This window comes from Bacillus sp. 05T22 (genome assembly GCF_056396765.1).
This window is the reverse complement of record NZ_JBFTMC010000111.1, coordinates 1-14,161: the sequence shown is the minus strand read 5'-3', so window position 1 is coordinate 14,161 and position 14,161 is coordinate 1. Positions and strand designations below refer to the sequence as shown.

10 protein-coding genes, 1 pseudogene and 1 riboswitch are annotated in these 14,161 nt (G+C 37.2%); of the genes and pseudogenes, 7 read left to right on the top strand and 4 right to left on the bottom strand.

Annotation, left to right across the window (positions count from 1 at the left end; genetic code table 11):
• From AC1DIT_RS23195 to AC1DIT_RS23175, 5 genes are all read left to right on the top strand, one after another.
• A partial coding sequence (locus AC1DIT_RS23195; protein WP_476998435.1) for an amino acid adenylation domain-containing protein occupies positions 1–5,480 on the top strand: 5,480 nt, incomplete at its 5' end.
• Positions 5,477–5,698, top strand: coding sequence for an MbtH family protein (locus tag AC1DIT_RS23190; RefSeq protein WP_016114820.1), 222 nt, complete (start codon positions 5,477–5,479; stop codon positions 5,696–5,698). The genes AC1DIT_RS23195 and AC1DIT_RS23190, both read left to right, overlap by 4 nt.
• A 2-nt stretch (positions 5,699–5,700) precedes the next feature.
• The gene (locus AC1DIT_RS23185; protein WP_476998434.1) at positions 5,701–7,155 is read left to right on the top strand and encodes an MDR family MFS transporter; all 1,455 of its coding nucleotides are present in this window, start codon (positions 5,701–5,703) and stop codon (positions 7,153–7,155) included.
• 172 nt (positions 7,156–7,327) lie between these two features.
• Positions 7,328–8,092 (top strand): 4'-phosphopantetheinyl transferase family protein, encoded by a 765-nt coding sequence (locus tag AC1DIT_RS23180; RefSeq protein ID WP_033671190.1) that lies wholly within the window; start codon positions 7,328–7,330, stop codon positions 8,090–8,092.
• 113 nt (positions 8,093–8,205) lie between these two features.
• A complete protein-coding gene (locus AC1DIT_RS23175) occupies positions 8,206–8,754 on the top strand; it encodes a hypothetical protein (RefSeq protein ID WP_016114823.1) in 549 nt (182 codons plus the stop codon).
• 39 nt (positions 8,755–8,793) lie between these two features.
• Here the strand turns inward: AC1DIT_RS23175 and AC1DIT_RS23170 are convergent, their stop codons facing one another.
• Positions 8,794–9,066, bottom strand: coding sequence for an HU family DNA-binding protein (locus tag AC1DIT_RS23170; protein WP_016114824.1), 273 nt, complete (start codon positions 9,064–9,066; stop codon positions 8,794–8,796).
• Positions 9,067–9,372: 306 nt separating this feature from the next.
• On the opposite strand from AC1DIT_RS23170, the gene AC1DIT_RS23165 reads away from it, so the two are divergent.
• Positions 9,373–10,320, top strand: a complete 948-nt coding sequence (locus AC1DIT_RS23165; RefSeq protein WP_016114825.1) for an MBL fold metallo-hydrolase — start codon at positions 9,373–9,375, stop codon at positions 10,318–10,320.
• A gap of 55 nt (positions 10,321–10,375) precedes the next feature.
• Here AC1DIT_RS23165 and AC1DIT_RS23160 read toward each other — a convergent pair whose 3' ends face one another.
• Both AC1DIT_RS23160 and AC1DIT_RS23155 read right to left on the bottom strand, forming a co-directional pair.
• Positions 10,376–11,743: an alanine/glycine:cation symporter family protein gene (locus AC1DIT_RS23160; RefSeq protein ID WP_016114826.1), complete on the bottom strand. Its 1,368-nt coding sequence runs from the start codon at positions 11,741–11,743 to the stop codon at positions 10,376–10,378.
• A 106-nt stretch (positions 11,744–11,849) separates the two neighbouring features.
• Positions 11,850–11,971, bottom strand: a riboswitch (glycine riboswitch).
• A 270-nt stretch (positions 11,972–12,241) separates the two neighbouring features.
• Entirely contained in the window at positions 12,242–12,826 is a 585-nt protein-coding gene (locus tag AC1DIT_RS23155; RefSeq protein WP_016114827.1) for a hypothetical protein, read from the bottom strand.
• Positions 12,827–13,019: 193 nt separating this feature from the next.
• On the opposite strand from AC1DIT_RS23155, the pseudogene AC1DIT_RS23150 reads away from it, so the two are divergent.
• A pseudogene (locus AC1DIT_RS23150) lies at positions 13,020–13,328 on the top strand (hypothetical protein).
• Between the two features lie 64 nt (positions 13,329–13,392).
• Here AC1DIT_RS23150 and AC1DIT_RS23145 read toward each other — a convergent pair.
• Positions 13,393–14,161, bottom strand: a 769-nt coding sequence (locus AC1DIT_RS23145) for a hypothetical protein (protein ID WP_476998433.1), incomplete at its 5' end; no start/stop codon positions are given.

The following is a 14,161-nucleotide window of genomic DNA, read 5'->3' as shown; positions in this document are numbered from 1 at the left end:
TCCTAACACATTCTTCTGTTTTAGGTGATTTACCGAATGAGGATCATATAACAAGAGTTGTGCTTGATAATCAGGATACAAAAGAAGAGTTAAGAGGATACCAGAAAAATAACCTAGATTCATTTGATGGAGCAGCACCCTTAAATCCTGCGTATACAATTTATACTTCGGGGTCAACAGGTAAGCCAAAAGGTGTCGTTGTGCCGATGCAAAGCTTAAGAAACTTTTTATTGGCGATGCAAGATCAATTCTCATTACATGTAAATGATCGTTTGTTGGCTGTTACAACCTTTGCGTTTGATATTTCAGCTTTAGAACTTTATTTACCACTTATTAGTGGAGCAAGCGTTCAAATTGCCCAAAAAGAAGCAGTTCAAGATTCTTCAGCATTAACAGAAATCATTCAAAAGGAAAACATCACAATTATGCAAGCTACACCAACACTTTGGCATGCGCTTGTAACAGATTATCCAGAAAGATTAATAGGACTTAAAGTTCTTGTTGGTGGTGAGGCACTTCCATCGAATCTAGCGTCTCGGTTAAAAGAATTAAATTGCCATGTTACAAATCTTTATGGACCAACTGAAACAACAATTTGGTCAACTTTCATGGATATGAATGAAGAAGAGAGTGGTACACCTTCTATTGGAAGACCAATTTGGAATACAGAAGTATATGTACTAGATGCAGGTTTACAACCTGTACCACCTAGAGTGGTGGGAGAATTATATATTGCTGGTACGGGGCTTGCCAATGGATATTTAGGAAGACCAGAATTAACAGCTGAACGATTTGTTGCTAATCCATTTGGGAAACTTGGTACACGAATGTACCGTACGGGCGATCTTGTTAAATGGCGTAAGGATGGTTCGTTAGATTATGTGAGTCGTGCAGATCATCAAATTAAGATTCATGGATTCCGTATCGAGTTATCTGAAGTGGAAACTGTATTATCTCAGCACCCTCATGTTGAGCAAGTCGTTGTAATCGTTCGAGAAGATCGACCTGGCGATAAACGTTTGGTTGCTTACATTGTACCTGATGCTGATGGAAATCTTGACCTTGCAGAAATTCGAACATATGCAGGAGGGAGCCTACCAGGTTATATGATACCGTCAGCAATTATGACGATGTCTGAATTGCCATTGACACCGAACGGAAAGATTAATCGGAAAGTGTTACCAGCACCTGACTTCAATTTACTTGTTAGTGAACGCGTAGCTAGAAATCCACAAGAAGAAATTTTATGTGATTTATTTGCGGAAGTGCTTAGCATAGCGCGGATTGGAATCGATGATAACTTCTTTGAAATAGGCGGACATTCTCTGTTAGCTTCCCGGTTAATGGGACGTATTCGTGAAACATTAGGTGTGGAATTAGGCATTGGAAAACTATTTGAATCACCTACAGTCGCTGAACTTGCTAAACAATTAGATAGCACACAGAGTGCAAGGCCAGCTATTCAGAAAGTAGAGCGTCCAAGAGAAGTTCCTCTTTCTTTTGCACAGCGTCGTTTATGGTTCTTGAATTGTTTAGAAGGTCCAAGCCCAACTTACAATATTCCAGTAGTCATTCGAATGTCTGGTGAATTAAATCGAGAAGCTTTACAAGCTGCATTTTATGATATCGTCGATCGACATGAGACACTTCGAACTATTTTTCCTAACACGCTTGGTACGTCACATCAGCAAATTTTGGAGACAAATGAGGTAAATCCTACTTTAATTGTTACGCAGACTACTGATTCAGAATTACCTAAAGTACTTGCTGAATCTGTAAGATATAGCTTTAATCTTGCAGAAGAGCCAGCTATCCGTATGGAGCTTTTTGAAATAAATCCGGATGAACATGTGTTACTTGTATTATTGCATCATATTGTAGGGGATGGATGGTCATTAAACCCATTGTCAAGAGACATAGCAACTGCGTATCAAGCACATTGTAAAGGTGAATCAGTTCAGTGGAAGTCACTGCCAGTACAGTATGCCGATTATGCCCTTTGGCAACAAGAACTATTAGGAAATGAGAGTGCACAAGATAGTCTCATTTCACAACAAATTGATTTTTGGAAAGAAGAATTGAAGGGGTTACCAGCCCAACTTGAGTTACCTACAGATTATCAACGTCCTGTGGAAACGAGCTATTGCGGAGAAACGATAGATTTTCATGTAAATCCAGAGTTACATGAACGATTATTAGAGCTTGCTCGTAAAAATGGTGTTAGTTTGTTTATGATCCTACAATCCGGACTTGCTGCATTACTTACACGATTAGGGGCTGGAACGGATATTCCAATAGGTAGTCCAATTGCTGGGCGTAGTGATGATGCGCTTGGAGATATTGTCGGATTGTTCGTAAATACACTCGTTTTACGTACAGATACGTCTGGAGATCCTAGCTTTAGTCAACTGTTAAGCAGGGTGCGTAAAGTTAACCTTTCAGCATATGAACATCAAGATGTTCCATTTGAAAGACTTGTTGAAGTGTTGAACCCTGTGCGTTCGAGAAATAGTCATCCACTATTCCAAATTATGTTAGCTTTTCAAAATACACCAGAGGCTACACTTGATATACCGAATCTAGAAACGCATCTTGAGATTAAGAGTGTTGGTTCTTCGAAGTTTGATATGACGATAGAAATAAGTGAACGTAGTACGTCTGAAGGTCAGCCAAATGGATTACATGGTTTACTTGAATTTAGTACAGATTTATTTAAGCGTGAGACAGCTCAGAAACTTGTGAGTCGTTTCATTCATTTATTAGAAGACGCAGTAGAAGATCCAGAACAACCTATTGGGCGTTTGGAAATTTTGGACGAAGAAGAGCGTCAAACAGTACTTGAAAAATGGAATGGCGGCTTTCAAATTGCGCCTGAAATGACCTTACCGGAATTATTTGAGAAACAAGTTCGCTTAACGCCAGATGCAACCGCTGTCGTATTTGAGGACACTACGCTAACTTATGAAGAGTTAAATAAGAGATCGAATAAACTTGCACGTCTGTTAATTGAAAAAGGGGTAGGTCCAGAGCAAATGGTTGCTTTAGCGATACCAAGATCTCTTGATATGGTTGTGAGTTTGTTAGCAGTTTTGAAAGCGGGGGCAGGATATTTACCGCTAGATCCTGATTATCCATCGGATCGAATTTCATTCATGCTAAGTGATGCTAAGCCTGTCTGTATGATTACGAACACACAAGTGACAATAGAGAGTGAAGAGACCGTAACGATTGTAGTAGACGATTTCAAAATAATGGAGACATTAAACAAATATGGTGAAGAGAATATAGAAAATGTGGAACGAATACAGCCACTATCACCTTTACACATCGCTTATGTAATTTATACATCAGGTTCAACAGGAAGATCAAAAGGTGTAATGATTCCTCATCAGAATGTTATAAGGCTGCTTGGGGCAACTGATCATTGGTTCCAATTTGATTCGGAAGATGTTTGGACAATGTTCCATTCTTATGCTTTTGATTTTTCAGTTTGGGAAATTTGGGGGCCGCTATTGTATGGGGGCCGTCTTGTTGTCGTACCACACACTGTGAGTCGTTCACCTAGAGAATTTTTAAATCTGCTTGTCCAGGAAAAGGTAACAGTTTTAAATCAGACACCATCAGCATTTTATCAACTTATGCAAGCAGATCGCGAAAATGTTGAATTAGGGCAGAAGCTTTCCTTACGATATGTCGTTTTTGGTGGAGAAGCACTGGAATTAAGTCGTCTAGAAGATTGGTATAGTCGTCATCCAGAAAATTCACCTAAGCTTATTAATATGTATGGTATTACAGAAACAACTGTACATGTGAGCTATATCGAGCTGGATCAAAATATTGTATCTTTACGAGCAAACAGCTTAATTGGATGTAGTATACCAGATCTTAAAGTATATGTATTAGATAATTACTTACAACCTGTACCACCAGGAGTGGTAGGAGAAATGTATGTTGCAGGAGCAGGGCTTGCTCGTGGGTATTTAGGTCGTGCAGGGTTAACTGCGGAACGATTTATAGCAGATCCATACGGGAAACCTGGTACTCGAATGTATCGTACAGGAGATTTGGCGCGTTGGTGTCAAGATGGCACATTAGACTATATCGGTCGTGTAGACCATCAAATTAAGATTCGAGGTTTCCGAATTGAACTTGGCGAAATTGAAGCCGTTATTATGCAGCACTCTCATGTTGAACAAGTAGCTGTCATTGTACGTGAAGATCAGCCTGGTGATAAGCGATTAGTTTCCTATATTGTTCCGTCAGAACATGTAAACATTGATACAGCTGAAATGCGCCAATATGTAGGACTTAGTCTACCTGATTATATGGTACCATATGCTTTCGTTATGATAAGTGAATTACCTTTAACTCCAAATGGTAAGTTAGATCGTAAAGCATTACCAGCACCTGAATTCATGGTATCTACGATAAGCCGAGGACCAAGAACACCAAAAGAGGAAATTTTATGTGATTTATTTACAGAAGTTTTGAATTTACCTCGAATTGGCATTGATGATGGTTTCTTTGATCTTGGCGGTCATTCCTTACTTGCTGTGCAGTTAATGAGCCGGATCAGGGAAGCGCTAGGAGTAGAGTTAAGTATCGGTAGCTTATTTGCGGCACCGACAGTCGCAGGGCTTGCTGAAATATTTGAGATGGGGACGAGCCAAAGTGCGCTAGATGTAATCTTACCATTAAGAACAAGCGGTGAAGAGTTACCTATGTTCTGTGTACATCCAGCAGGTGGACTTAGCTGGTGTTATGCAGGATTAATGAAGTCTTTAGGAAGCAATCATCCAATTTATGGTGTACAGGCACGCGGCATTGCAAAAAGTGAAGAACTTCCAAAATCATTAGACGAAATGGCTGCTGACTATCTTGAGCACATTCGTGAGATACAGCCACATGGGCCGTACAGGTTGTTAGGTTGGTCTCTCGGAGGAAACGTTGTTCATGCAATGGCAACTCATTTGCAAAATCAAGGAGAAGAAGTTGAACTGCTTGTTATGTTGGATTCTTATCCCGGTCACTTTTTACCAAATACAGAAGCGCCTAGTGAGGAAGAAGCGCTTATTGCCCTACTTGCATTAGGAGGATACGACCCAGATAACATGGATGGAAAACCACTTGATATGGCAAACGCTATTGATATACTTCGCAGGGACGGCAGTGCATTAGCGAGTCTGGAAGAGGAAACAATTTTGAACTTGAAAGAAACATACGTAAATTCTGTTGGTCTTTTAGGAAAGTATGTTCCAAAACAATTTCATGGAAACCTTGTATTCTTTAGATCAACAATCATACCAGAATGGTTTGATCCGATTTCTCCAGATACATGGCTTAGTTATATAGATGGGGAAATTGAACAATATGATATTGATTGCCGACATAAAGATTTATGTCAGCCAGGACCACTTACAGAAATCGGACAAGTATTAGCTAGTAGGCTGCAAGCGATGAAAGGGGTAAATAAAGTATGACGAATCCATTTGAAAACGATAACTTTATGTATAAAGTGTTAGTAAATAAGGAAGGCCAGCATTCTGTCTGGCCAGCCTTTCTCGATGTACCAGCCGGGTGGGATGTTGTTCATGAACAAGATAGTAGACAAGCTTGTCTTGCGTATATCGAATTACACTGGAGTGATATGCAGCCAAAGAGTCTTCACTCACTTGAATGCGTTTCAGTAGGGGAGTAGTAATGAATTTGAAGCTGAATCCGAAAATTGTTGTTAGTGTTGTATATGTAACGGCTATGTTTATGGCTGCTATGGATGCAACGATTGTAAATGTAGCTCTGCAAACGATTAGTCATGAACTACAAGTTCCACCTTCAGCAATGGGGACAGTCAATGTTGGATATTTAGTAAGTTTGGCTGTGTTTTTACCTATTTCTGGGTGGCTTGGAGATCGGTTTGGTACAAAGCGAGTATTCCTAATTGCTCTTTCTGTATTTACAGCTGCTTCCGCGTTATGCGGAATTGCTGATAATATTACTGCCTTAAATATATTCCGTATCATACAAGGTGCTGGCGGAGGATTATTGACGCCAGTAGGAATGGCAATGTTATTTCGAACATTTTCACCACAAGAAAGACCGAAGATTTCTAGGTTCATCGTCTTGCCTATTGCTGTTGCGCCTGCAATAGGACCAATTGTTAGCGGGTTCTTTGTGGATCATATGTCTTGGCGCTGGGCATTTTATATTAATTTACCGTTTGGAATAGTAGCTTTACTAATTGGTGCGTTATTTTTAGTAGAGCATATTGAAAAAACTGCTGGGCGGTTAGATTTACCTGGTTTTATTCTTTCCGCACCAGGATTTGCAATGTTGATATATGCAATGAGTCAAGGGCCATCAAAAGGATGGGGTTCCTCAGAAATAATAGGGACAGGATTAGGTGGACTTTTGCTTATTATTCTCTTTGTATTTGTTGAACTTCGTGTGAAGCAGCCGATGCTAGACTTATGTTTGCTGCAAGATCGTTTATTTCGGAATATGAGTCTCATTTCGTTATTTTCGGCTGCTGGATTACTGGGCATGTTATTTATATTCCCGCTTATGTATCAAAATGTATTACATGCGTCGGCACTAGAAACAGGTCTTACAACATTTCCAGAAGCAATCGGGTTAATGATTGCTTCGCAAATTGTGCCTTTGTCTTACAAAAGACTTGGGCCACGTAAGTTGATTTCTACCGGTTTGCTATGTGCAGCGATTATATTTGTTGTTTTAAGCTTCGTGAATCAGGAAACAAACCCTTGGCTGGTCCGTATTCTATTGTTTTGCATAGGATTTTTCCTAGGTCATTCTGTAGGAGCTGTACAATTTTCAGCTTTTAATAATATTCATCCGTCTTCAATGGGGAGGGCGACAACTATTTTTAATGTGCAAAATCGATTAGGTTCCGCCATCGGTGTTGCAATTCTTGCAAGTCTTTTAGCAGCTTTTGGAAATCATAATGTAAGTGAAGMAGGAAATGAGAGTGCTAGTATTGTAGCGTATCAAATGGCCCTGCTTGGTGCAGCTGTATTCCTATTCATAGCATTATTATTTGTATTACGTATTCGTGATGCGGAAGTAATAGATACATCAAAGAAAAAAACGTCAGTCCAATCAAATGAAGCTCATTCAAAAGCAGTTGCAGGTGAATAAAGGAGGAAGGATCTGCCCAGGTGTAATAATAAATCTGGGTAGGTTTCTCTATTACAATAGCAATGATGAAAAGTGAGAAGGGGAAATGCTAGTGGGGATATTTGCTGAAGGATGGAATAGGTTCCATACTTTTCTTAGTATGAATATTGGATATAAAAAGGGGAGAATTTTTATGAAAGATTGGGAGATTGTAGATTCAGTACCAGAGTTAAGAAGTCATCACTGTCAAGTATGGTGGGCGCGAATTTCAGACTTGCAATCTTGGCACTATAGTTTATTAAGTGAAACGGAGCGTGAAAAAGCAAATTTGTTCCGTCATTCTGAGGACCGAGCAAGATTTATGATTGGATGTGCAATTAGTCGATTGGTACTAGGAAAACAACTCGCAATGTCTCCGCTTCAAGTACCAATCGATCGAACCTGTTCAGTTTGTAAGCTAGCGCATGGACGTCCGCAATTACCTGTAGGCATGCCGCAGCTATCTGTGTCACATTCAGGAGAACGAGTTGCTGTTGCGTTTACAACATCTACACCTATTGGTATAGATGTAGAACAAATAAATTCTAATATTGATGTACTTAAGATGGCAGTAGGAGTATTAACAGATATAGAAATTGCTCAGTTAATGCAACTGCCAGTTGAAAGGCGAATTGAAGGGTTTTTAACATATTGGACGCGGAAGGAAGCGATACTTAAGGCTACTGGCGAAGGGTTAATGATGTCACCTTCTAATCTTACTGTATCAACTCCAGATCATTTACCGGAACTCCTTGTTTTTCAGGATAAGTCACAGCTTGTTGAGACTACAACTTTGATGAATTTGCAACCTGGCTCAGGCTATGTTGCTTCAATAGCTTTATTAAACAAAGATGTAACAGAAATGAGGCAGTTTGATGCCGGAAAGCTTTTGCAGAGTAGTAGACTTCTCCCTCATTAATGAATAGTAATACTTTAATTGACGAAGGTGTGTACGAATAATACAGATACCTAGAGTGAAAATGTTCGCTTGAGTGGTTGCTAGATTATATAAATATAGAGGAGGTGTTAGTCATGTTAGTAGTGGAAAATAGAAAAAGAGAATTGGCTGATGCTACAGTATTTAAAATGGTTAAAGATTTATTGTTTTCTAAAGAGACGTCATCTATTACGTCTTTAGAAAATATGGTGAAAGATATAGTTCAGCTCAATGTTGTGGAACAAGAAATGTTAGATAGGGAATATATTCCAAAAGAAGTAAAAAGCTTTTTTGATAAAAATGGAACATTTCTTTACCGAGTTTCATCCATTAGTTACAAAGGAAAGGTGTTATCTGAAAATCTGATTTTTACTGATACCTCACTATTACCAAGTGAAATTGTGAAAGAGTTAGAAGGTGGAAACGTTCCTATTGAAAACCTAGTTGAGCAAATGGAAGTAAGAAAAAACATACTATATCAAGGATATCAGCCTTCTGGAAATATTATTGAACTGTTTGATGGCTGCTTATTACAATCTAGTATATACCCTACGAGAAAATATCAAATCGTAAGTAACTGTAGATGCTTATTTTATATTTGTGAAGTATATCATGCGGATAATATATATGAAGTAATGAGATAAATCACAGTATAAAATAACCCAGCCTAGGCTGGGTTATTTTTATTTTACAGCTTCTTTTAATTCTTTTCCTGCCTTAAAGGCTGGAACTTTCCCCGCTGCAATTTGAATTTCTTCACCTGTTTGCGGGTTGCGACCTGTACGCGCAGCTCTTTCGCGTACCTCAAATGTTCCGAAACCAATAAGTTGTACTTTGTCGCCAGTTTGTAAAGCATCCGTAATTGTGTCAAATACAGATTGGACAGCTGCTGAAGCTTCTTTTTGTGAGATATCGGCTGTTTGGGCCACATTTTTAATTAATTCAGTTTTGTTCATTTTTTCACCTCATATTAATTTTTTTGTCTAGGTTTGTTTTTGTAATGAGTGATAGAATGTAGAGATATTGTTGAAAAGATTGATAGAATCACATTGTTATCTTAAGTTCGGTGAAAGAAGCGGAATCCCTGCAAAGTATTGATGAATTTATTTTTTTCACCTCTTTAGAAAGAAGGATTTGTATAGAAAATAATAAAAAAACATAACTCGCATGAAAGTATTTATTAAAAAAGGCATTTCAACAGAGGAAATCGAAGCTGAATATTTGTATGAATAGGTAAAGCTATATGAGGAGGGAATAGGTATATGCAGAAAGAATATTTTAGTGAACATTTTGATGTTGAGAATATAGAAGACGGTATTTATGCTGCGATTGCAAAGGAAGGAGGAGGCTCCTTAGCCAATGCCGGTTTTGTTGATATAGGAGATCAAACGATTATTTTTGATACGTTTAACACACAACAAGCAGCTGCAGATTTAAAAGAGATAGCAGAAGAAATAACAGGTCATTCTATATCATGGGTTATTAATAGTCATTGGCACGGAGACCATATTCGTGGAAATCAAGTTTTTGAAAATTGTAATATCATATCTAGTCATAAAACATACGAGCAAATGGCAGAAATTCATCCTTTCAGAATTGATAAACAGAAACAAGACATAGAAGGTTTACATACATATATACAATCCCTACAAGATCAATTCACTCAAACAAATGATGAAGGCTTACGAAAACAGATTTCATTCTTAAATCAGTTAGCGGTTTCATTACCTACACTGCAACTTGTATTACCTCAATATTCTTTCCAAAATGAATTTACTATACATGGTTCAAAGAGAACTGCAAAATTGATTACGTTAGGCGGGGGCCATTCCGTTTGTGATACGATTCTTTACTTACCTAAAGAGAAGGTTTGTTTTATGGGTGATTTGTTATTTGTGAAATCACATCCTACTTTTTTTGAAGAATCTAATCTTCAAGAATGGAAGCGTATGTTAGAAATGATTGAGGAATTTGAAATTGATAAAGCAGTACCAGGACATGGCCCTGTAGGTGTAAAAACAGACTTGAGAAAAGTAATAGAATACATTGAAGAATTAACAGTTTTAGTTAGAGAGAATACAAGTATTGATGAGGTCAAATGTCCGAGTGCTTATAAAAATTGGCATGCTCCTGAGGTTTTTACATCAAATTTAAAGTATTTAAAGAAGGTAATGAAATTATCAATTTTGCAAAGTAATGTTATGAAATAATACAAATAAAGGGTATCCCATTTCTATATGGGATACCCTTGGCATTAAATGTTGATTAACTTGCTATTTTTTTATTTGATGGTTTGAGTTTTTCAGCTTGTAAGAAACGATTTGTTTCTGCTACCACAACACCACTTAATCCAATTAGACCGATTAAGTTTGGAATAGCCATAAGTCCGTTTGCGATATCAGCGAACGTCCAAACGATTCCGAGTTTTAAGTTGGCACCAATTGCAATCATTACAATGAAGATGGCTTTATAGTATTTCACAGCACCTTGTCCGAATAAATAAGCTACACATTTTTCACCATAATAAGACCATCCTAAAATAGTGGAGTAGGCAAATAATATGATTGCAATACCAAGTATCATACTACCAGTATCGCCAAATACAGATTGGAAAGCGAGTGTTGTTGCTTCAACACCAGTTTTTCCAGATTTCCAGGCGCCTGTTGTAATTAACACTAAACCAGTAATTGTACAAACAATAAATGTATCAAGGAAAGTTCCTGTCATTGACACAAGCGCTTGTTTAGCAGGTGAATCTGTTTTTGCAGCAGCAGCAGCAATTGGAGCGCTTCCTAAGCCTGCTTCATTGGCAAATACTCCGCGTGCCATCCCAATTTGAATAGCGGAAGCAATTGTTGCACCGATAAAACCACCAGCCGCTGCAGTACCTTGAAATGCACCAGAAAAAATAAGTGAAAATGCTTCTGGAACTTGATCAAAATGATAAAAAATAATAATGAGACCAGAAATTACATAAAAGAAAGCTTTAAGTGGAACGAAAAATCCAGTGACTTTCCCGATTTTTTTTACGCCACCTAAAATAACAATCGCAATTAAGAAAGCCATTAATATACCAGTTAAAGCAGGGGGAAACGAAAAGTTTATTCTCATAGCTTCTGCAACGGAATTCGATTGCACCATATTTCCGATTCCAAAAGAAGCGGTTGTTCCGAAAATGGCAAATAAAATTGCAAGCCATTTTTTCCCTAAACCACGTTCTAAGTAATACATTGGACCACCGGAATATTCGCCGTTTTCATTACTAATACGATATTTTACCGCGAGGATTGCTTCTGCATATTTCGTGGCCATACCGAACAAGGCAGTAATCCACATCCAAAATATTGCCCCTGGCCCACCGATTGTAACAGCTGTTGCGACACCAGCTATATTTCCCATCCCGATGGTCGCGGCCATTGCTGTCATGAGTGCTTGGAAATGACTAATATCCCCCGAAGAAGATGTATCTTCTGATTTTCGAAATGCTAGTTTGTGAGCGTATAAAAGTTTACTAAACTGCAAACCTTTTAGACGAACTGTGAGAATGATTCCAGTCCCGACTAGAAGGAATAAGGTTGGTAATCCCCATACGTAGTGATTGATTTGTTCTAATACTTTACTTACTGTCTCCATCTTTATTCTCCTTTTAGAAAAAATAAAAAACCACTTCACATAAATGAAATGGTCTCTGGAGAAACAAGGAATAGAAAAATAAACCGATACAAATCGGCGTTTTCTTTCTCTTGTCTCTGTCCTTTTACCTGAGAGATTATCCACTAATACAGCGGATTTGCTCCTTCGGTGCTCTGTTTCCTCTGCACTATATGATAGGCGAGAGGGAGTCTCTCCAGAGATTCGTCCCCATGCAGTTCTACTTGTAACCAAGACCTGAGAGTTTCAAAGTTGAGTCATCAACTTTTTGCCCCGTCGGTAGATCAATTGATCTTCTCCTGAATGGTTCATCCGAATTATGTGATTAAAAACTTAATTATATTGATATGAAATGGTTTATACATAATCAATAAACAACATTATAGGTTCCTTATAAATGAATTGCAATCATTTTTTATTGGAAGATACTTTTTAACAAAAATTTTATCTCCTGAAATGGGAGGAGATTATAGAGTGAATTTATTTTTTGGTTATTCCTAATATACCTTCTAGTTCAGCTAACGTAGATAAGGCTATGACAATATTTTGATCAGCAAGACCTAAAGATTGCGCAGCATTTTCTAAACTATCTTTTAAGGGTTTCTCATTATTTAATCCTTGCGTAACAGATAATGCGGCATTTTCCATACAATTTGAAGCGGCTATAAACGTGGTTTTAAAATGACTGATTTTCTGCTTCAGTGCGGGGTCTTTCATTTTTTCTTCAGCTTTAAATATCTCCGTGTTTTTAGAAATCTCGTTGAATTGGTTTGCTATATGACTCATTTTATCTAATAGTTCAACTGTATTTATGTTATCTGGATTTGAATTTAGTTTAGTCCATGTTGGTAACCAATCTTGTTCCACGATATTATCGTAGTTTGTAGTAAGTAAATCAATTCGGGATTTTAATTCTTGTTGATAGATTTTTTTATCGACAGGTTCCTTAGAAGTTTTTATTGTTGACTCATTAGCGTAGTGTGACAAAATAATCACTCCCATGCTCATAATAATCATTATGCTAAAAAGCCAAAACCACCATTTTTTATAGAACGATTTTTTCATTTGGTATTTCCTCCTAATATGCAAAACATAAGCTGTATTAATCTATAATAACAAGTTACATAGTTAGAAGTTGTTGTATTTTGTCGAAAAAAGGAAGGGATTGAAGAAATAAATAATAATGGGATTATACAGTAAGAATTAGTAAAATATTAAATGATATTACTTTTAATAACATATAAGGATGAGGTTTTCGATGGAGAAAAAGAGACGGAAAATATACTCAAATATAATTATGGTAGTAGTTTTAGGTGGACTATTAGTGCTAATATTCATGACGAAAGAATCAAAGATTAAAGGTTTTCCAGTTCCTATGTTAGCTATTCATATTGAAGATGACAATTAAGCAGATTACCAATATATAAGTCTAATGCCTATTTCAAAAGTAAAGGGATGGGAGAACCTTGGAGAAGATGGGCATACTGTAGTATTTCAAAAAGGAGATAGGAAGGTGATTGTATTACGCTATCCAGGAGAAAATACTTATTATTTGTTTGAAGAATAGTTTAAGATATCAGCGGAATAGGACATAAACAGGATGATTACTTTGTCTATGTCCTATTTATTATTTAAGATAACAATCCGAGTTCCTTTGCATCTAGTGGAGAAAGACTTAATTTCTGAACGAAGAATGCATGAAGTGAGATTTGTTCTTTGATTTTAACCCATTCGTGATAACAGGAAAATAATGTTTGAATATCATTATTAAAATATTGTTCTACTAGTATACGAATCAATTTCGTACTTCGCCAATAATCATAAAAAGCTCCCGCATATGATCCACTTTCCGCAGACTTGCCGAACTCATTTAAAGGGTAATTACTAAATTCAGCTTGATATATGCTAATTAATTCATCTTCTACCTGCATAATTGTTTTAAATTGTTCATGTGACATCATTAGTTTTCTTGGTAAATAAAAGCATATGCCTTCTTCAAACCACATCGATTCTTCATCAATTTCATCAAAATCACTATGGAATTCTTTAGCGTGATGTACAAATTCATGTGCAGCAATAGTTGCGATGTCGAGTATATTAAGTTGCTTATAATATTGCTGAGCTTTTTTAAGTTCTTTTCCGTCAGTTACAGATAAGTAGATATTTTTCCATACATCAATAAGTGGTGTAATATGAATCAAATCACGTGAAGTATAAGCTGGCATAGGAATATTTGAATAAACTTGTGTTGCAGATTCTAAATCGTGAAATACGATTCCTTTTGGTGGTGAGAGGATTGTAACCTTTTCTTGCAATAAAGGTATGAAGCTTTGTAATTCGTTTAGTAGTTTCAAACCTTCTGCTTCAATCTCTTGAATATGAGTTGAATCGGTTACTGAG

What these genes read in the sequence shown, in the direction of transcription:
- AC1DIT_RS23155 (WP_016114827.1), bottom strand. Translation starts at nt 12,826, where the DNA reads ATGAAAAAATCGTTCTATAAAAAATGGTGGTTTTGGCTTTTTAGCATA.
- AC1DIT_RS23175 (WP_016114823.1), top strand. Translation starts at nt 8,206, where the DNA reads ATGTTAGTAGTGGAAAATAGAAAAAGAGAATTGGCTGATGCTACAGTA.
- AC1DIT_RS23170 (WP_016114824.1), bottom strand. Translation starts at nt 9,066, where the DNA reads ATGAACAAAACTGAATTAATTAAAAATGTGGCCCAAACAGCCGATATC.
- AC1DIT_RS23165 (WP_016114825.1), top strand. Translation starts at nt 9,373, where the DNA reads ATGCAGAAAGAATATTTTAGTGAACATTTTGATGTTGAGAATATAGAA.
- AC1DIT_RS23160 (WP_016114826.1), bottom strand. Translation starts at nt 11,743, where the DNA reads ATGGAGACAGTAAGTAAAGTATTAGAACAAATCAATCACTACGTATGG.
- AC1DIT_RS23190 (WP_016114820.1), top strand. Translation starts at nt 5,477, where the DNA reads ATGACGAATCCATTTGAAAACGATAACTTTATGTATAAAGTGTTAGTA.
- AC1DIT_RS23180 (WP_033671190.1), top strand. Translation starts at nt 7,328, where the DNA reads ATGAAAGATTGGGAGATTGTAGATTCAGTACCAGAGTTAAGAAGTCAT.